Origin of the sequence: Achromobacter spanius, from assembly GCF_029637605.1 — a bacterium.
GTDB lineage: Bacteria > Pseudomonadota > Gammaproteobacteria > Burkholderiales > Burkholderiaceae_B > Achromobacter > Achromobacter spanius_E.
Genome location: NZ_CP121261.1, coordinates 3,091,513 through 3,109,444, shown reverse-complemented (window position 1 = coordinate 3,109,444; position 17,932 = coordinate 3,091,513). Strand labels below are relative to the sequence as shown.

At 64.2% G+C, this 17,932-nt stretch carries 15 protein-coding genes; 5 read left to right on the top strand and 10 right to left on the bottom strand.

Annotated features, from left to right (window positions below):
- Positions 1 to 49 precede the first annotated feature (49 nt).
- Positions 50 to 874, bottom strand: coding sequence for an AraC family transcriptional regulator (locus P8T11_RS13870; protein ID WP_268081405.1), 825 nt, complete (start codon positions 872 to 874; stop codon positions 50 to 52).
- Positions 875 to 971: 97 nt separating this feature from the next.
- Entirely contained in the window at positions 972 to 1,940 is a 969-nt protein-coding gene (locus P8T11_RS13865; RefSeq protein ID WP_268081406.1) for a LysR substrate-binding domain-containing protein, read from the bottom strand.
- 149 nt (positions 1,941 to 2,089) lie between these two features.
- Here P8T11_RS13865 and P8T11_RS13860 point away from each other — a divergent pair, with 149 nt between their 5' ends.
- A complete protein-coding gene (locus tag P8T11_RS13860) occupies positions 2,090 to 4,387 on the top strand; it encodes an NADP-dependent malic enzyme (protein ID WP_268081407.1) in 2,298 nt (765 codons plus the stop codon).
- Here the strand turns inward: P8T11_RS13860 and P8T11_RS13855 are convergent.
- Positions 4,384 to 5,349, bottom strand: coding sequence for a LysR family transcriptional regulator (locus P8T11_RS13855; RefSeq protein ID WP_268081408.1), 966 nt, complete (start codon positions 5,347 to 5,349; stop codon positions 4,384 to 4,386). The two genes, P8T11_RS13860 and P8T11_RS13855, sit on opposite strands and share 4 nt — an antisense overlap.
- A gap of 197 nt (positions 5,350 to 5,546) precedes the next feature.
- On the opposite strand from P8T11_RS13855, the gene P8T11_RS13850 reads away from it, so the two are divergent.
- Positions 5,547 to 6,851 (top strand): ArgE/DapE family deacylase, encoded by a 1,305-nt coding sequence (locus tag P8T11_RS13850; protein WP_268081409.1) that lies wholly within the window; start codon positions 5,547 to 5,549, stop codon positions 6,849 to 6,851.
- Between the two features lie 60 nt (positions 6,852 to 6,911).
- Here P8T11_RS13850 and P8T11_RS13845 read toward each other — a convergent pair whose 3' ends face one another.
- The gene (locus P8T11_RS13845) at positions 6,912 to 7,292 is read right to left on the bottom strand and encodes a hypothetical protein (RefSeq protein ID WP_268081410.1); all 381 of its coding nucleotides are present in this window, start codon (positions 7,290 to 7,292) and stop codon (positions 6,912 to 6,914) included.
- A 204-nt stretch (positions 7,293 to 7,496) separates the two neighbouring features.
- Entirely contained in the window at positions 7,497 to 7,853 is a 357-nt protein-coding gene (locus tag P8T11_RS13840) for a DUF4148 domain-containing protein (RefSeq protein ID WP_268081411.1), read from the bottom strand.
- Positions 7,854 to 8,072: 219 nt separating this feature from the next.
- Here P8T11_RS13840 and P8T11_RS13835 point away from each other — a divergent pair, with 219 nt between their 5' ends.
- Complete coding sequence (locus P8T11_RS13835) at positions 8,073 to 8,891, top strand: class I SAM-dependent methyltransferase (RefSeq protein ID WP_268081412.1); 819 nt, start codon at positions 8,073 to 8,075, stop codon at positions 8,889 to 8,891.
- A 33-nt stretch (positions 8,892 to 8,924) separates the two neighbouring features.
- On the opposite strand, the gene P8T11_RS13830 is transcribed toward P8T11_RS13835, so the two are convergent.
- Positions 8,925 to 9,140: a SlyX family protein gene (locus P8T11_RS13830; protein WP_046805159.1), complete on the bottom strand. Its 216-nt coding sequence runs from the start codon at positions 9,138 to 9,140 to the stop codon at positions 8,925 to 8,927.
- A 234-nt stretch (positions 9,141 to 9,374) separates the two neighbouring features.
- Here P8T11_RS13830 and P8T11_RS13825 point away from each other — a divergent pair, with 234 nt between their 5' ends.
- Positions 9,375 to 11,456 carry a TonB-dependent receptor domain-containing protein gene (locus P8T11_RS13825; protein ID WP_418910331.1) on the top strand — a complete coding sequence of 694 codons (2,082 nt, stop codon included), beginning with the start codon at positions 9,375 to 9,377 and terminating at the stop codon, positions 11,454 to 11,456.
- A gap of 78 nt (positions 11,457 to 11,534) precedes the next feature.
- Here the strand turns inward: P8T11_RS13825 and P8T11_RS13820 are convergent, their stop codons facing one another.
- Positions 11,535 to 12,164 carry a nitrogen fixation protein NifQ gene (locus tag P8T11_RS13820; RefSeq protein ID WP_268081414.1) on the bottom strand — a complete coding sequence of 210 codons (630 nt, stop codon included), beginning with the start codon at positions 12,162 to 12,164 and terminating at the stop codon, positions 11,535 to 11,537.
- Positions 12,165 to 12,401: 237 nt separating this feature from the next.
- Between P8T11_RS13820 and P8T11_RS13815 the strand changes: the two genes are divergently transcribed.
- The gene (locus tag P8T11_RS13815; protein ID WP_268081415.1) at positions 12,402 to 14,885 is read left to right on the top strand and encodes an ankyrin repeat domain-containing protein; all 2,484 of its coding nucleotides are present in this window, start codon (positions 12,402 to 12,404) and stop codon (positions 14,883 to 14,885) included.
- Positions 14,886 to 14,986: 101 nt separating this feature from the next.
- Here P8T11_RS13815 and cyoD read toward each other — a convergent pair whose 3' ends face one another.
- The 3 genes from cyoD to cyoB are packed head-to-tail and all read right to left on the bottom strand — an operon-like array spanning position 14,987 to position 17,931.
- Positions 14,987 to 15,337 (bottom strand): cytochrome o ubiquinol oxidase subunit IV, encoded by a 351-nt coding sequence (cyoD, locus tag P8T11_RS13810; RefSeq protein WP_268081416.1) that lies wholly within the window; start codon positions 15,335 to 15,337, stop codon positions 14,987 to 14,989.
- Positions 15,337 to 15,951 (bottom strand): cytochrome o ubiquinol oxidase subunit III, encoded by a 615-nt coding sequence (gene cyoC, locus P8T11_RS13805; RefSeq protein WP_050449915.1) that lies wholly within the window; start codon positions 15,949 to 15,951, stop codon positions 15,337 to 15,339. Before cyoC ends, cyoD begins: the two co-directional genes overlap by 1 nt.
- A gap of 3 nt (positions 15,952 to 15,954) precedes the next feature.
- Complete coding sequence (gene cyoB / locus P8T11_RS13800; protein WP_268081417.1) at positions 15,955 to 17,931, bottom strand: cytochrome o ubiquinol oxidase subunit I; 1,977 nt, start codon at positions 17,929 to 17,931, stop codon at positions 15,955 to 15,957.
- Position 17,932 lies beyond the last annotated feature (1 nt).

Here is a 17,932-nt window from a genome sequence, read left to right as displayed (position 1 = left end):
ATGGGGCTCGGAGTCAGGTTCGGGTTCGGACTCGGGTTCGCACTCGCTCTCAGGTCGAGCGGGCCGCGATGGCGTAGTGGCCAGGCGATACGCCGTAGGCTCGAACGAACAGCCGCGTCATATGGCTTTGGTCGGCAAAGCCGCTGGTGGCGGCGGCGTCGGCCAGTGCCATGCCGCGTCGGATCAACTGGCGCGCCAGCAGCAGGCGCCGCTGTATTTGATACGCATGCGGCGTGAGGCCCGTGGCGCGGGCAAAGGCGCGCAGCGCCTGATACCGGCTGAGCCCGCTGGCGGCAGCCAGGTCCGCCAGCGACAATGTGGCGGCGGGGGCGTCGTCGATCAGGCTGCGTGCGTGGCGAATTGATGCGGGCACGCTCAGGCCGGTCTCAAGCACCAGCCACCGCGTGCCGTCGCCGCGCGCCTGGGCCAGGATCCGCAGCAACAGCGCGTCGCAGGCGAGCGGGGTGCCGCCGCTGATGGCGTGTCCGTACAACGCCAATACGTCGCGCGCCAAGGCGGGCTGGCTTTGCGCGGGGTGTTCAAATTCGTAGGTGGCGCCCGCGTGGCCGTCCGCGTCCAGATCGCTTGCCGCCTGCGCCACCACGTCCGGGTCCAGATACAGCATCTGCCAGGCGCGCGGGGTGTCGCCAATGGGTGCGCCGTCGTGGACCTCGCCCGGGTTGACGGTGATGACGTGGCCCGGCCCCGCGCGAACCTGGCCGCGTCCGCTGTGCGACACCTGCGCGCCCTGGCGCATCACGCCAATGCCGAACTGGTCATGCGTGTGCCGCGCAAAGGCGTGGCGGCTGCGCGCGGCCACGGCCTGCACGCCGGCAAGCGCGCTGCGATGCATCAGGAATTGGCCAGAGGGCATAAGCGTGGGCAGAAAAGCTAAGGCGAAGAAGGTGGCGAAGAAGGTCGACCAAAGAAGATTGGCCAAAAAAGGTTCGGCTGAAAAAAGGGACAGCCGTTCAGGCAGCAGGCCGGGCTCCCTTGGTATACACCTCGCGCAGGGCGGACGCAAAGAGCGCGTCCACGTTGCGCCGCAGGCCGTCGGCGCGGGTAAACAGCGAGATCGGCGGCAAGGTCCAGTCAAACGAATAGGGCACGATGGCCGCGCCGGCAATCCGCACCAGCTCGTCGGCGATGTCGGCCGGCAGGATCGACACCGCGCGGTCGCTGGCGACGATCATTTCGCCGATCAGCTTGGACGAATCGCTTTGCACCGACGGCGGGGGCGGCGCCAGTCCGGCGCGCAGGAAAATGTCGGCCACCTGCTCGCGGATGGGGCTGCCCGGCGTGCCCAGGATCCAGTCCAGGTCCGCCAGCCGGTTCCATTCCAGCCGCGACCGCCCCAACCGCGCCGCCAGGCGCCGGCTGGCGATCAGGCGCGGCTGCTGGTGGTAGAGCACTTCAAACTCAATATTGCTCAGGTCGACCGACGGCGTGGCCCAGCCGACCACGATATCCAGCGTATGGTCGCGCAATTGGCGCAGCAGGGCCGGGCCCTGGCCTTCGTGGATGGTGGCGGTGATGCGCCGCCCCTGCGGCAAGGTCCGGCTGATGGCGGCCGACAGCATCTGGCCCGACACGAACGGGATGACGCCGATATGCAGGTGGGCCGCATGGCCGGCCGCCACGGCCTCCATTTCCTGCACCAAGTGGCCCAGGTCGTGGACCAGCCCGCGCGCGCGGGCCAGCACCACCGCGCCCAAGGGGGTAGGGGTCATGCCCCGGACCGAGCGATCGAACAGCGGCACGTCGAACATGCTCTCCAGTTCGGCCAAGGCGTTCGTCACGGCGGGCTGGCTGGTGGCCATGTGCTCGGCCACCCGGGTCAGCGACCCATGCTGCTCGATTTGCAGCAGCAGCATCAGGTGGCGCATCTTCAGCCGCGAGGTCAGTTTCCGGATAACGGCATCCGGGTCAAAGGCCGTCATAGACAAGTCATAAGGTAAAGGTAATGGGACGATATTAAATCCGAATCATCACCTTATGCCTGGCCGCCTAGAATTTTTCCCATATTGAAGCCCGGCCTATCCGCCAGCATTCCCGTCACCCATACAAGTCAAAACGAGGCTACCGCCACATGAACTCGCCCTCCGACCGCCAGGCAGCACTGGACTATCACGAGTTTCCCACCCCGGGGAAGATTTCAGTGGTGGCGTCCAAGCCGCTCGTCAACCAGCGCGACCTGGCGCTGGCCTATTCGCCGGGTGTGGCGGCAGCCTGCGAGGAAATCGTGGCCGACCCCTCCAATGTCTACCGCTACACGGCGCGCGGCAACCTGGTGGGTGTGATCACCAATGGCACGGCCGTACTGGGCCTGGGCAATATCGGCGCGCTGGCCTCCAAGCCGGTCATGGAAGGCAAGGCGGTGCTGTTCAAGAAGTTCGCCGGCCTGGATGTGTTCGACATCGAAATCAATGAAACCGACCCCGACAAGCTGGTCGAGATCATTGCGGGTCTGGAAGCCACCTTCGGCGGCATCAACCTGGAAGACATCAAGGCGCCGGAATGCTTCACCGTGGAACGCAAGCTGCGTGAACGCATGAAGATCCCGGTCTTCCACGACGACCAGCACGGCACGGCCATCACCGTGTCGGCCGCCTTCATCAACGGCCTGAAGGTCGTGGGCAAGGACATCAAGACGGTCAAGGTGGTGACGTCTGGCGCCGGCGCTGCCGCCCTGGCCTGCCTGGACCTGATGGTGGACCTGGGCCTGCCCCTGGAAAACATCTGGGTGACCGACATCGAAGGCGTGGTCTACGAAGGCCGCACCGAATTGATGGACCCGGACAAGGCGCGCTTTGCGCAAAAGACCGATGCCCGCAAGCTGGCGGAAGTGATCCAGGACGCCGACGTGTTCCTGGGCCTGTCGGCCGGTGGCGTGCTGAAGCCGGAAATGGTTGCCACGATGGGGCCGCGTCCGCTGATCCTGGCGCTGGCCAACCCCACGCCGGAAATCCTGCCGGAAGTGGCGCATGGCGTGCGCGACGACGTGGTCATGGCCACGGGGCGGTCCGATTACCCGAACCAGGTCAACAACGTCCTGTGCTTCCCGTACATCTTCCGGGGTGCGCTGGACGTGGGCGCCACCACCATCACGCGTGAAATGGAAATGGCGGCGGTGCACGCCATTGCCAAACTGGCCGAAGAAGAACAGAACGAAGTCGTGGCCGCTGCCTATGGCACCTACGACATCTCGTTCGGCCCCGAATACCTGATTCCCAAGCCGTTTGACCCGCGCCTGATCGTGCGCATTGCGCCGGCGGTGGCCAAGGCCGCGATGGACGGCGGCGTGGCCACGCGCCCCTTGGCTGACCTGGAAGCCTACGAAGAACAATTGCAGCAGTTCGTGTACCACTCCGGCGCGTTCATGAAGCCCCTGTTCTCGGCCGCCAAGCGCATCGTGCGCGGCGGCGGCAAGGCGCGCATCGTCTTCACCGAGGGCGAAGACGAGCGCGTGCTGCGCGCGGTGCAGGTGGTGGTGGACGAAGGCCTGGCGCGCCCCATCCTGGTGGGCCGCCCCGCCGTGCTGCTGTCACGCATCGAGAAATTCGGCTTGCGTCTGCGTTTGGGTGAAGACGTTGAGGTCACCAACCCGGAATACGACGAACGCTTCCATCAGTACTGGACCACGTACTGGGAACTGATGTGCCGCCGCGGCATCACCAAGGAAATGGCGCGCGTGGAAATGCGCCGCCGCCTGACCTTGATCGGCGCGATGATGGTGCACCTGGGCGACGCCGACGGCATGGTGTGCGGCACGGTCGGCGCGTATCACGACCACCTGCGTTTTGTGGATGAAGTGATTGGCCGCCGTCCCGACGCCAACGTGTACGCCGCCATGAACATCCTGCTGCTCAACGAGCGCACGGTGGTGCTGGTGGACACGCATGTCAACGATGAGCCCACGGCCGAACAGATCGCGGAATTCACGGTGATGGCGGCGCAGGAAATGGCCCGCATGAACCTGGCGCCGAAGGTGGCGCTGCTGTCGCGTTCGAACTTTGGTTCCGGCAGCTCGGCGTCCGGCGCCAAGATGCGCCAGGCGCTGGAGCTGGTGCGCGAAGCCGCGCCCGAACTGGAAGTGGATGGCGAAATGCACGGCGATTGCGCGCTGGACGAAGCGCTGCGCATGCGCATCCTGCCGTCGTCGACCTTGAAGGGCGAAGCCAACCTGCTGGTGTGCCCGAATGTGGACGCGGGCAACATCGCCTACAACCTGCTCAAGACGGCGGCGGGCGGCAACGTGGCGGTCGGCCCGATCCTGCTGGGCGCGAATGCGCCGGTGCACATCCTGACCTCCAGTTCCACGGTGCGCCGCATCATCAACATGACGGCCATGACCGTGCTGGACGCGAACCGCGTGGAAGCCGGCTAGGGCAGATGGGCCAATAGCCGTTGCGGCAGTGAATAGCTGTCGATGTGGTCGCGCAATGCGGCAATGAACAGGTCCTCGGCGGGGCTGCGGTGCGCATCACTGTGCCAAAGCAGGTGCAGGTCTGCCGCGCACACGCCTTCGCCGGGCGGCAGCCGCCACAATCGGCCTTCGGCAAGGTCTGCCTGGACACTATGTTCCGGCAGGCAGCCGATGCCAAAGCCCGCCACCAGCAAGCGCTTGACCTCGTCGTGCTGCGAAGACGTTGCGACGATGCTTCCCGAAAACCCGCGCTGGTCGCGAAAGATCGTCAGCGGCGACAGGCTGTCGCCCAAGGCGTCACTGGCGAAAGACACAAAGTTCTCGTGTAGCAGGTCTTCCATGCGGATGTCGGCACGCCCGAACAGCGGGTGGTTCTTGCCGCAGAAAAGCGCATAGCGTTGTTGCAGGAAAAGCTTGTGGTCCAGGCGTTTGGGCATCTGCCGGCATAGTGCGATACCCGCCGTGGCGGCTCGCTGCTGCAAGGCGTTCACGATCTCGCTGCTGGGCAGCACGTCCAACTGCACGGCAATGCGCGGGTGCGCGCGATGAAAGCGCGCCCAAAAATCGTCGTACACCGCCGAATGGATGCGGCTGGCCACCAGCAGATGCACGCGGCCCACCGTTTGCTCTTCGGCTTGCGCCACGTCGCTAAGCAGTTGCGACACGCTTCCGTGTATGGCCTGCGCGGCCTGGCGCACCTCTTCCCCGGCTGGGGTGATGGCGAACTTGGCGTGATGCCGCTCGATCAGCCGGCGGTCCAGTTGTGCTTCCAGGCGACGCAAGGCCTGGCTGACCGCCGACTGGGTCAGATGCAGTTTGATAGCAGCGCTGCTAATGCTGCGCTCTTCTGCAATCACCAGGAAAGTACGAAGAAGATTCCAGTCCAGACGCTCTCCCATGCGGGAAACCGTTGTCGTCGGCATGGCCTTTTCAATCATAGTGCGTTGAACAATAAGGAATTGATGGAATTTGAGGACGCGATATCTTCGCCGTCGTCGCCCGTCTATTTCAACATTAATTTTCCTTAAGTCGATGTTAAAAAAACGGAAATTGACCGTCCCTTGGCAACGGGCGATAAAGCCCCAGGCTCTGACATTTTTCCCTTGCTCAAGGACACATCATGGACAACGCAATGGCCCCCGCGCCGCTGACCGCGGAACAGACGCGCCGTATTCTGCAGGCGGTTGACGATCACTTCGATGCGCAACTGGTGTTCACGCAGGATCTGGTGCGTTTTCCCTCGCTACGAGAGCAGGAGCACACGGCGCAGGACTTCCTGTACGAAGCGATGCGCCAACGCGGCTTTGCCATGGACCGCTGGAAGATCGACGTGGAAGACATCCGCGCCCACCCGGGGTTCGGGCCGGTCACCGTCTCGTATGAAAACGCGTTCAATGTGGTCGGCACCTATCGGCCCGAGCTTCAAACCGGGCGATCGCTCATCCTGAACGGGCATGTGGACGTGGTGCCGACGGGGCCGCGGGAAATGTGGAGCCGTTCGCCCTGGGATCCGGCAATCATCGACGGCTGGATGTACGGGCGTGGCGCCGCCGACATGAAAGCCGGCCTGGCCGCCAACCTGTTCGCCTATGACGCCCTGCGCGCGGCGGGCTATGCGCCCGCGGCGCCCATTTATTTCCAGTCGGTGGTTGAAGAAGAATGCACGGGCAATGGCGCCTTGGCCGCGCTGTTGCGCGGCTACAAGGCCGACGCGGTCCTGATTCCCGAACCCGAGGAAAACATGCTGGTGCGCGCCAACGTCGGCGTGCTGTGGTTCAAGGTCCGCGTGCAGGGGCATCCCACGCACACGCGCGAAATGGCCAACGGTTTCAACGCCATCGACGCCGCCTACGCGACCATCGAAGCGTTGCGAAAATTGGAGGGCAAGTGGAACGCGCAGCATCACTGCCACCGGCATTTTGAGCACCTGGATCACCCCATCAACTTCAACATTGGCAAGATCGCGGGCGGTGACTGGCCGTCGACCGTGCCGCCCTGGTGCGAATTCGACGTGCGCGCCGCCATCTATCCGGGCACGACCGCGGACGAGGCACGGGCCGAGATCGACGCCTGCCTGCGCGATGCCGTGTCAGACCCGCGCCTGGGCGGCACGCCGCCCGAGGTCACGTACACCGGCTTCTATGCCGAAGGCTACGTACTGGAAGAAGGTTCCGACGCGGAAAACACCTTGCGCGATTGCCATCGCCAGGCGTTCCAGAGCGATTTGCAAACGTTCACGACGCCGGGCTATCTGGACGCGCGCGTGTTCGTGATCTATGGCGACATGCCGACCCTGGTCTATGGGCCCAAGTCGCTGGACATCCATGGCTTTGACGAGCGCGTGCATCTGGAATCGCTGCGCTTGATCACCAAGACCATCGCGCTGTTCATCGCGCAATGGTGCGGCGTGCAGCCTGCGCCCTAGCACCTATTGTGCCGGCACAAAGAAAAATGCCCCCGAGGGGGCATTGTCGTTTGGACGGCTTTACGTGCTGCTGGCCTTCCAACTGCCATCCGGTTGCTTGCAGAACCAGAACTTCCAGGTTTCGGTGGTGCTGGTGCGCGCAAAGTCCGCCACCAGGAAACGGCAGACGCGGTCGTTCGTGGCCTTGGTGGTTTGCGTGGGCGTCAGTTGCACCGTGATCGGCGCGGCGCGCTTGGCTTGGGCGCTGCTGGTCCATTCCGTGCGCTGGCCATCGGCCGAACTATTCAAGGCCTGTGCAACGGCATCATGGAAAGAAGTCCGGTCGCCTTTGGGAATCTGCGTGATGAGCGAGTTGTTCAGCATCACGGGCGGCGCGGCGACCGCCGCTGCCGACATGCCGCCTGCAACCAGCAGCGCGGCGAGAACGCGGGTGTATTTCAAGATGGGCTCCCTTCTGATGAGTCAGATTTTTGACCTTGTACTGGAGCCGATAGTACGCGAACCCGTTGCATTTGCCACGCAGGGGGCCAGCGAAAAAAGGCCGCCTGAGTGCAGGCGGCCAAGGTACAACAAGGGGAGGGGGTAATCGTCGTGCGTTCGTTGCCTGAGCGTTGCGGGTTCGCTGCCCAAGCGTTGCCGGACGGATCAGTTGCTGTGATAGACGCCGGCGAAGGGCATGTCGTTCGGTTCAACGTTGGACACCAGGCCGGCAGCCTTGGCGGTCGCTAGTTCAGCTTGAACATCAGCGCGGGTCTTGCTCGATTGCGGGGCACCGTAAACGCCTTGGAACGGTACGTCGTTGGGTTCCACGTTGGTCACCAGGCCGGCGGCTTGGGCGGTGGCCAGTTCAGCCTGTACCTGGGCGCGGGTGGGGCCTTGGTACGGCGTGCCGTAAACGCCTTGGAACGGCACGTTGTTGGGTTCGGTGTTTTCTGATGCGTAGGCGCCGGCGCTCAGGGCGGCAATGGACAACATCAAAGCGGTAGCGAGGGTCTTCTTCATGGTAAATCTCCGATTTCAAGAGCCTTGGGGGCGAATCCGGCGGCCTATCCGTCGTGGTTCGTTGCTGTTTCCCGATGACTGAATTCTGCGCCGATTGAAGATAGGGATAAACCCGCATATCGGTAAAAGATATTTCCATAAATGGAAGGATGTCGTTCGATTTTCCGCATAGTTTCCATTTATGGAATCGATAGCGTCCAAGCCTCATAGGGGGATTGCATGGAGAAGGTGCGGCTTAGCGGTGAAAAGGCCACGTTGCTGATCACCCTGTACGCCAAGGCGCAAGAAAGCCGCCTGCCCGGATCGTTGTTGCAGGACGGCTGGGCCGCCCATGCCGTGGCGCGTATCGATCACGATTTCACGGCGCTGCGCATGAGCCGCGATGCCATGCTCGTGCTGTCGATGCGGGCTTATCTGCTGGATGTCTGGGTGCGGGAGTTTCTTGCGGCCCACCCCGCGGCCACGGTGCTGCATCTGGGCTGCGGCCTGGACAGCCGGGTGTTCCGGGTGAATCCGTCGTCGGCGGTGGCCTGGTTTGAGGTGGATTATCCCGACGTGATCGCGCTACGCAGCGCGCTATACCCCGCGCGGCCGGGTTGCGAACTGGTTGGGACGTCGCTGGCGGACTTGGGCTGGCTGGCGCAAATACCTACTGATAAGCCGACATTGGTGGTGGCCGAAGGCCTGTTTCTCTATCTGCGCGAAGAAGAGGTGCTGCAACTGCTGCGGGTGGTCAGCACGCAATTTCCCACAGGAGAAGTGGTGTTCGACGCCTATAGCCGGCTGGGCTTGGCGTTGGCCTCGCGCAACCGCATGTTCCGCGCCACGGGCGCCGCCATGCGCTGGAGCCTGAACCATGCGCAAGATCTTGAAGCTCAGGCACCCGGCTTGCTGCTGCGCACCGAGCAATGGCTGGATGACGACAGCTTGCGCACGCAAAGGGCCAGGTTCAGTTGGCTTGCGCGGATGGGAATCGGTTTGGCGCGGCGCGTGCCGCCGCTGCGGCGAATGGGGCGGCTACTGCGCTACCGCTACTAGCGGCGCGCGTCGTGCAGCGTCAATCATGCTGCTTCAATAGTGCGGCGGCAGTTCGTCGCGCAGGCTGCGGAAGGGCGCGGCGCCTTCGGGCGCTTGCTGGCGCAGGTCTGCCACTTCGCGCTGAAGGCGGTCTATCTGCTGTTGCTGGCGGACGATAATCTGGTTGAGCTGTTCCAACAGATCATCCGCAAAGCTGGATTTGATTTCCAGCTCTTGCAGGCGGCGTTCGATGTCTTGCATGGGTTCCATGGCGGCTATTAGAACCTATTCCCATGACGCAACCCAATGGCCTGGGCGACGGTCAGGCATTTAAACAGGGAGACGGATTTGACGGAGGCGGTGAGCAGGCACGGCATTGCGCGGCAAAAAGGAAACGGGGGTGGAGACGCCAACCGGGTCGAGCGCCCGCGCTTTCGGTGCACGATACCGGGTGCGCCCTCTGCGGCGCTGGCCGCCGCACTAGCCGCCACACTAGCCGCCGCACTGAACCACAGCGCGGTGGCGCAGCCGGCGGACGCCACCTTGGCGCCCGTGGTGGTGACGGGCACGCGCCTGGGCACCGCAGTACTGAACACGCCCGCGTCGGTGGACGTGGTGGATGGCGTGCGCATGCGCCAGGGCCAACCCCAGATCAACCTGTCCGAAGGCTTGGCCGGCGTGCCGGGCCTGCAGATCCAGAACCGGCAGAACTACGCGCAAGACCTGCAGATATCCAGCCGAGGGTTTGGTGCGCGATCCACCTTCGGCGTGCGCGGCGTGCGTTTGTATGTCGACGGCATTCCGGCCACGATGCCGGACGGGCAAGGGCAGACATCGAATATCGACATCGCCACGCTGGGCCGCGTTGAAGTCATGCGCGGGCCGTTTTCGGCGCTGTACGGCAATTCGTCGGGCGGCGTGATCCAGGCGTTTACCGAGGATGGGGCGGCGCCGCCGTCTGTGTCGGTCAGCGGCTGGGGCGGCAGCTACGGCACCTGGCGCTACGGCGCGCGCGCAAGCGGCGCCACGGGCTCGGCCTCGGGGTCAGGGGCGGGCCCCAGCCCAGGCGACATGGACTATGTGGTGGGCGCCACGCGCTTCACCACCGACGGCTATCGCGACCACAGCGCGGCCCGCAAGAACCTGGCCAACGCCAAGCTGGGCCTGCAACTGGACGACGCCAGCCGCTTGACGATCGTGGTCAACAGCGTGGACCTGACCGCGCAGGACCCGCTGGGCCTGACCTATCAGCAGTATCAGGACGACCCGCGCGCAGCACCCCTGGCCGAGCAATACAACACCCGCAAGACGGTGCGCCAGACGCAAGGGGGGCTGATCTACGAACGGCAGGTGGACAGCCGCAACACGCTGCGCGTGATGGCGTATTACGGCCAGCGCGACACCACCCAGTACCTGTCGATTCCGCCCGCCGTGCAATTGGCGCCCACGCAGGCGGGCGGTGTCATTGACCTGTCGCGCGAATACGGCGGCGCGGATGTGCGCTGGACTTCCGAACTGGAATTCGCCGGGCGCCCGCTGACGCTCGTGGGCGGCATTGCCTACGACTCGATGCGGGAAGACCGCAAGGGCTATCAGAACTTCACCGGCACGGTGGCCAACCCGCAAGTGGGCGTGCAGGGCGCGTTGCGCCGCGATGAAACCAACACCGTGTACAACGCCGACCCCTACCTGCAGGCGTCATGGCAAGTGACGCCGCGTTGGACCCTGGACGCCGGCCTGCGCTACAGCACCGTCAGCTTCGATTCCAACGACCACTACATCGCCAGCGGCAATGGCGATGACAGCGGCACGGCGCGTTACCGCAAAGCCCTTCCCGTGGCGGCACTGCGGTACGCCGTCAGCGACGACGTCAGCCTGTATGCGTCCTACGGGCGCGGCTTTGAAACCCCCACCTTCAACGAAATCTCGTACCGGCCAGGCGGTTTGCCGGGCTTGAATTTTGGCTTGGCGCCGTCGCTCAGCACCAATCTGGAAGCAGGGGTGAAGGCCCGCATGGCGGGCGGGCTGCTGACCGCGGCCGTGTTCCACACGGGCACGGATGACGAGATCGTGTCGACCGGCAGCTCGGGTGGACGCACCACCTACCAAAATGCGGGCCGCACGCGGCGCGACGGCTTCGAGCTGGGCTGGGCGGGTGAACTGGCGCCGCACTGGCGCACGCAGTTTGCCTATACCTGGTTGAACGCGCGCTACGCCGACGACGGCTCGGGTGGCATCCGCGCGGGCAACAAGATTCCGGGCATTGCGCGGCAATCGGTGTTTGCCTCCGTGGCCTGGGCGCCGCCGGAAGGCTGGCAGGCCGCGTTGGAAGGCCGTTTGCTCAGCAAGATCTATGTGAATGACGCCAACGACCAGGACGCGCCCGGCTACTTCGTGGCGTCCTTGAGCGCGGGCTATATCAAGCAGGTGGATGCCTGGGAACTCAGCGCCTATGCGCGTGTGGACAACCTGTTCGACAAGCAATACGTGGGTTCGGTGATCGTCAACGAAAACAACGGCCGGTATTACGAGCCGGCCGCGGGGCGCAGCCTGGGGCTGGGCTTGGGCGCCACCTATCGGTTCTGACGATGCTATGGCTGCGATCGATGTTAACGATGCGATCGGTGCCCAGGGTGCTATCGGATTCCCGGCGCGGCACGCTACTCAGTCAGGCGCGTTGGCGTAGCAGACGTCGTGGTCTTCGCACTGGGGGCAGCCGGGCGCTGCCGACGGCGGCAAGCCCGCGTGTTCGCAGGCCGAGTAGGCCAGGAATTGTTTCCAGCGCAGGTTGCGCGCGTTGCGCATCACCAGCCCGGGATAGTGGCGCGCCAACAGAAAGGTCACGTCTTCACGGCCGGCAAGGCCGAGGTCGCGCCACAGATGGTCGGGGCGCAGGCAGGCGTGCACCAGCACACCGGTGACCCAGGGCGTGGTGGTGGTATCGGGGGCGCGGTAGGCTTCAAGCAGCACGCGCATCAGTAGAGTGAAGCCGGGCTGGGGGTCGCCCCGGCCGCGCGCCGCATAGCCGGTGTATTGCTGGACCAAATCGGCCAGCCTAGCATCCGGGGAAGCGAGTGCGCCTGGGAACAGATAGTCCAGCAGCTCCGCCAGTTCTTCGGGGCATAGGCCGCTGCGCGCCAGGTCATGGTGCGCCAGGCTGGTGCCGATCACCGTGGCGAAGAAGCCCGCATCAGGGTGGCCCGGCGGCGCGTGGTGCAACAGCGCGCGGGCAAACCGCTGGGCCGGCATGGAGATGTCGGCATGGGCGGAAGGAGAGGTCAGCACGGCGTCCATGGCGGGTAGCGGCAGTGGCTAAGTAATTCTGATGTTAATGAACTCGTTATGTTGCGAAATATATAACGAAAGCCATGAATTTCTCGCGATATTGTGGACAAAATCGTCTCAGGACATACCCGAAGAACCGACCACGGCCGCCGGTAAATGCTCGGGCGCTGGCGGGTATCATCAGCGTCCCTGATTCTTCTGGCTTCCCCCCGCATGCCGCGCAGCTTCCGTCCCGCAGTTTCCCGATTGTTCGGCGCCGTCCTGGTGGCCTTGGCGGGCGTGTCGGCCGCGCCTCGGCCCGCCAAGGCCTACGACATCGGAGCCGTTATCGAATCCATGCGCTTGTCGCGCTACCCGCTGCGCGAACCCGAGCGACGTGTCTGGGGAACCGAGAACGTCAAGGACGCGGTGCTGGTCGGGCAGATGGAGAACCGGCTCTACCTGTATCGGTACGTGCGCGGCGCGGGCAAGGAATTCAGCCTGGATTTCCGCTCGCAGCCGCTGGTGATCGACCCCGCAAGCTGGCAGGCCACGCGCGAAGAAAACGTCACGGTCAGGGCCCCGCGGGATGCGCAAACGCAGTACTGGGTGGGCTACGCCTATCCCGGCTCGGATGACACGCGCGCCGATGGCTTTCTGGTGGATGCGGACGGCGTGGCGGCCACCGTGCAGGCCGACGCACGCCGGGTTGTCGTGACGGCCGACCGGCCCTGGAACGAGGAACGCAAGACGCAGGCCCTGGCCACGCTGCGGCCAGCGCTGACCGACTACCCCGTGCGCATGCCGGCTTTTCCCGTCGACGTGCGATTTGAATACCGCACGCCGGTGGATGTGACCGCCACCTTCCGCACGCTGCATCAGGTCGCGCGCGCCGTGCCGCGCGCCAAGACCGCCGAGTTCAATCGCGCGCTGGCCGATCTGCGCCGATTCGTCATGGAACAGGATTACCGTGAGATCGACCCTGCCGGTAAAGATCCCCAGATGCTGACGGCGCTGAACGACTACGGCTTCTGGCTGGCCGAGTCGGGTGATACCGAGCAGGCCGACCGCATTCTGAGCGATGTGTTGCGGCGCGACCCGGCGCGCACGGCGGCCTATCTGAACCGGGCGGATGCACGCTGGAAACAAAGCACGAAGACGCGCGACAAGCGGAATTACTTCGAAGCCCTGGCGCGCGAGGACTACCGCCTCTATTGCTCGCGCAGGCTGGCGGCCAATGAACCCATTCCTGGCAACATTGCTGCCCGGATCGGCGCGGCGCTGAATGAAATGGCGCCGCTGAACGCGCAACAATGCCGGCCCCGGCTGGCCATCTTCAAGGCGATTCAGGCGGACGACCTGGACGCCGTGCGTGCCGAGCTGGCGGCCGGGCAGGACCCCAACGGCGTGAACGAGAACGGCACGTCGGCGCTGGCGGTGGCCGTGTCCCGCAAGCAGTTGGAGACGGTGCGGGTGCTGTTGGCCGCCGGCGCGCGCGCAGACGGGCCCAACAACGGCTATGTGCTGCTGGCCAGCGCACTGCCCGAGGTTCGCGACTCCCGCCCCGCCGCCGAACGCTATGCGCTGGCCGACGCCTTGATCGCGGCGGGCGCGCCCCTGGATGCGGCCGATTCCAACGGCACGCCGCTGCTGGTGCGCCGCATTTCGTACTACAGCGAAGACAAGGAAACGCTCAGCTATCTGCTGGCCAAGGGCGCCAACCCGAACGCACATGAAAAGAACGGGCGGTCGGCGCTGCATGCCGCGATGCAAAGCCCCAAGACGTTCTGGTTTGCCCAGGCGCTGCTGGCGAAGGGCGCCGACGTCAATGCCGCCTATGTGCGCATGTTCTATGGCAACCAGGGCATGTGGGAAACGCCCTTGCTGGAAGCGTTGCGCGGCGCCATCAGCGGCGAGTTCACGCCCACGGTGGTGTATCCCATTCCCGAGCGCGTGACCTTCGCCCTGGCTCAGGGCGCGGACGCGGCGGTGGGCGGCTACAGCGCCAGCAAGACGCCGCAACGCAATGGCTTGAACGAAGCGCTGACGCTTGCCGCGCGCACCCTGCAGCCGACGCTGGTGGACCAATTGGCACAAGCCGCCAAGCCGCCGCGCCAGGCCTTGACACCGGAATCCCTGTCCAGCTTGTTGAGCGTGTGGAATCAGTTGGAAATTCGCGCGGCCATCAAGCAGAACAGCCCGGCATGGGACGGCCAGCGCGCCAAGCTGCGCGCCACCGCCAGCCGCTTGCTGGCGGCCGGCGTGCCGCTGACCTGGACGCAAGACGCCACTGGCCTGGGCAACAACCGCATTGCGCCGCTCAGCCTGCCGTGGCTGCCCGACGACCTTTATCAGCAATGGCTGGAACAGGGCGCCGATGCGTCGGACCGAACCGATTCCGGTGTGCGCCTGGATGGCGTCGTGAATGCCGACGCCTTGCCCCTGGTGATCATGCTGCGCCTGGGCAACGACGCCAAGGCGCAAATGTTGCTGGCGCACGATGCCGGGCTGTATCGCACGCCATGGCGTTGCGGCATGGCGGTGGCGGATGTGCTGGCCTGGCAACTGAGCAACACCGGCCCCATCAGCCCGACAGGCGCGCGGGCGATCCGGCAGGTGCTGGACGGCGCGCAGGGCGCGGCCAGTTGCGATCTGGACCAGACGTCGCGCGTGCAGCCCTTTGTGGGCGTATCCGCCCGCGATCTGGCCATGCGCGCCAACGTGACGCTGACGGTGAAGGCGCCAGGCTAGGCGGCCGCGCACGGTGCATGCGCTCCAAAACAAAACAGGCGCCCGAAGGCGCCTGTTTTTTTGCGTTGACGCTGACTAGCAGTGTCGGCGGCAAGCCGTCATTACATGGCGTGGCCCATGTTGACGTTCATGTTGTACAGCACCCATGCCGAACCGCCCACGATGATGGCGATGATCATCACGGTGAAGACGAATGCGGCGAGGTTGTCGCGCGCCGACTTCGACGCGCCCATGTGCAGGAAGTACACCAGTTGCACCAGCAACTGGAGCACGCACAGGGCAATGACGCCGACGATGGTGATGGTGTGCGACAGCGCGCCGTGCATCACCAGGCCGAAAGAGCCGAAGGTGAGCAGCAGCGAGAGCACGAAACCGATGATGTAGGACTTCAGGCTGCCGTGGTCGGCGGCGTGATCGTCGTGGCCGTGTGCGGCCGCAGCGGAGTGCGACATCAGATGGCTCCCATGAGATAGACGAAGGTGAAGACGCAGATCCAGACGATGTCCAGGAAGTGCCAGAACAGGCTCAGGCACGCCAGGCGACGCTTGTTGATCGAGTCCAGGCCATGGCGGCGGATCATGTCGAGCATGACGATGATCCAGATCAGGCCGAAGGTGACGTGCAGGCCGTGCGTGCCGATCAGCGTGAAGAACGCCGACAGGTAAGCACTGCGGCCCGGGCCGGCGCCTTCAGTGATCAGGTGATGGAATTCCCAGACTTCCATCGCGATAAAGCCCGCGCCGAACAGGAACGTGACCATCAACCAGCCCATCGCGCGGGACTTGTTGTTGGCGTGCACGTTCAGGTTGGCCATGCCGAAGGTGAAGCTGGAGAACAACAGCAACAGCGTTTCGACCAGCACGAACTTCAGGTCGAACAGTTCCTTGCCCGTGGGGCCGCCCGCGGTGGCGTTGGACAACACCGCGAACGTGGCGAACAGCACCGAAAAGATCAGCAAGTCGCTCATCAGATAGACCCAGAAACCGAAAACGGTCTTGGATCCATCGTCGTGATGCGCGTGATCGTCGTGACCCGCGTGGGGGTGAGTGGCTACGGCTTGAATCATGGCTCAGGCGGCCTTCTGCATTTTGTCAAAGTGAGCGTTTTCGATGCGTTCGACTTCCGCGGCCGGGACCCAGTAATCGACGTCGCGGTCGTAGGCGCGGGCGATGAACGAACCGACCATGCCGATGAAGCCGGCACCGGCGAGCCACCAGATGTGCCAGATCAGCGCAAAGCACATGACCAGGCCGAACAGGCCGATGTACACACCGGCGCCGGTGTTACGCGGCATGTGGATGTCTTCGTACTTGGCCGGGCGCTTGTAGGCCTTGCCGTTCTGCTTGTCTTCCCAGAACTGGTCCAGCTCATCAACGTGAGGAACGTGGGCAAAGTTGTAGAAAGGAGCGGGCGACGAAATCGACCATTCCAGGGTGCGGCCATCCCAGGGATCGCCGGTGACGTCCTGGTTTTGCTTGCGCTGGCGAACCGACACGAACACTTGCTGCAGCAGGAACCAGATGCCCAGCATGATCAGCGCGGCGCCAGCCAGCGCGACCAGCAGGTACGGCTGCCATTCGGGGTTGTCGTAGTGGTTCAGGCGACGCGTCATGCCCTTGAAGCCCAGGATGTACAGGGGCATGAAGGCCATGAAGAAGCCCACGAACCAGCAGTAGAACGAGTAGCGGCCCAGGCGCTCATTCAGCGTGAAGCCGAATGCCTTCGGGAACCAGTACGTCATGCCCGCGATACAACCGAACACCACGCCACCGATGATGGTGTTGTGGAAGTGGGCGATCAGGAACAAGCTGTTGTGCAGCACGAAAGACACGCCGGGGATGGCCAGCATCACGCCGGTCATGCCGCCGATGACGAAGACGATCATGAAGCCCAGCGTCCACAGCACCGGCGTCGTGATGCGCAGGCGGCCGCGGTAGATGGTGAACAGCCAGTTGAAAATCTTCGCGCCCGTCGGGATCGAGATAATCATTGTTGCAATGCCGAAGAAGGCATTGACGTTGGCCCCCGCGCCCATCGTGAAGAAGTGGTGCAGCCAGACCAGGAACGACAGCACGCCGATGGCGGCCGTGGCGTAGACCATGGACTTGTAGCCGAACAGCGTCTTGCGGGCAAAGGTGGCAACCACTTCCGAATACACGCCAAACGCCGGCAGCACCAGGATGTAGACCTCGGGGTGACCCCAGATCCAGATCAGGTTCACGTACATCATGACGTTGCCGCCCATGTCGTTCGTGAAGAAGTGCGTGCCCAGGTAGCGGTCCATGGTCAACAGCGCAAGCGTTGCGGCCAGGACGGGGAAGGCGGCGACGATCAGCACGTTGGTGACCAGCGAGGTCCACGTGAAAATCGGCATCTTCATCAGGCTCATGCCCGGTGCGCGCATGCGCAGGATGGTCACGATGAAGTTGATGCCGCTAAGCGTGGTGCCCAACCCGGATATCTGGAGTGCCCAGATGTAGTAGTCCACCCCGACGCTTGGGCTGTAATCCAGCCCTGACAACGGCGGATACGCCAGCCAGCCGGTCGCGGCGAATTCGCCCACGAACAGCGAGATCATCATCAACGCAACGCCGGCGCCGAACAGCCAGAAGCTCAGCGAGTTCAGGAACGGGTAGGCCACGTCGCGGGCGCCGATCTGCAGCGGCACCACGATGTTCATCAGCCCGGTAATGAAGGGCATCGCCATGAAGAAAATCATGATGACGCCGTGGGCGGTGAAGATCTGGTCGTAGTGGTGCGGTGGCAGGAAGCCGGCGGAGTCGGCGGAAGCCACCGCCAACTGGGTACGCATCATGATGGCGTCGGCAAAGCCGCGCAGCAGCATGATCAGCGCGACGATGATGTACATCACGCCGATGCGCTTGTGGTCGACGGAGGTCAGCCATTCCGTCCAAAGGTACTTCCACTTGCCGAAGTACGTGATGGCGCCGAAGACCGCCAGGCCTCCCAGGCACACGGCGGCCAGCGTAACCATGACGATAGGTTCATGGTACGGAATGGCCTCGAGGGTTAGTTTCCCGAGCATG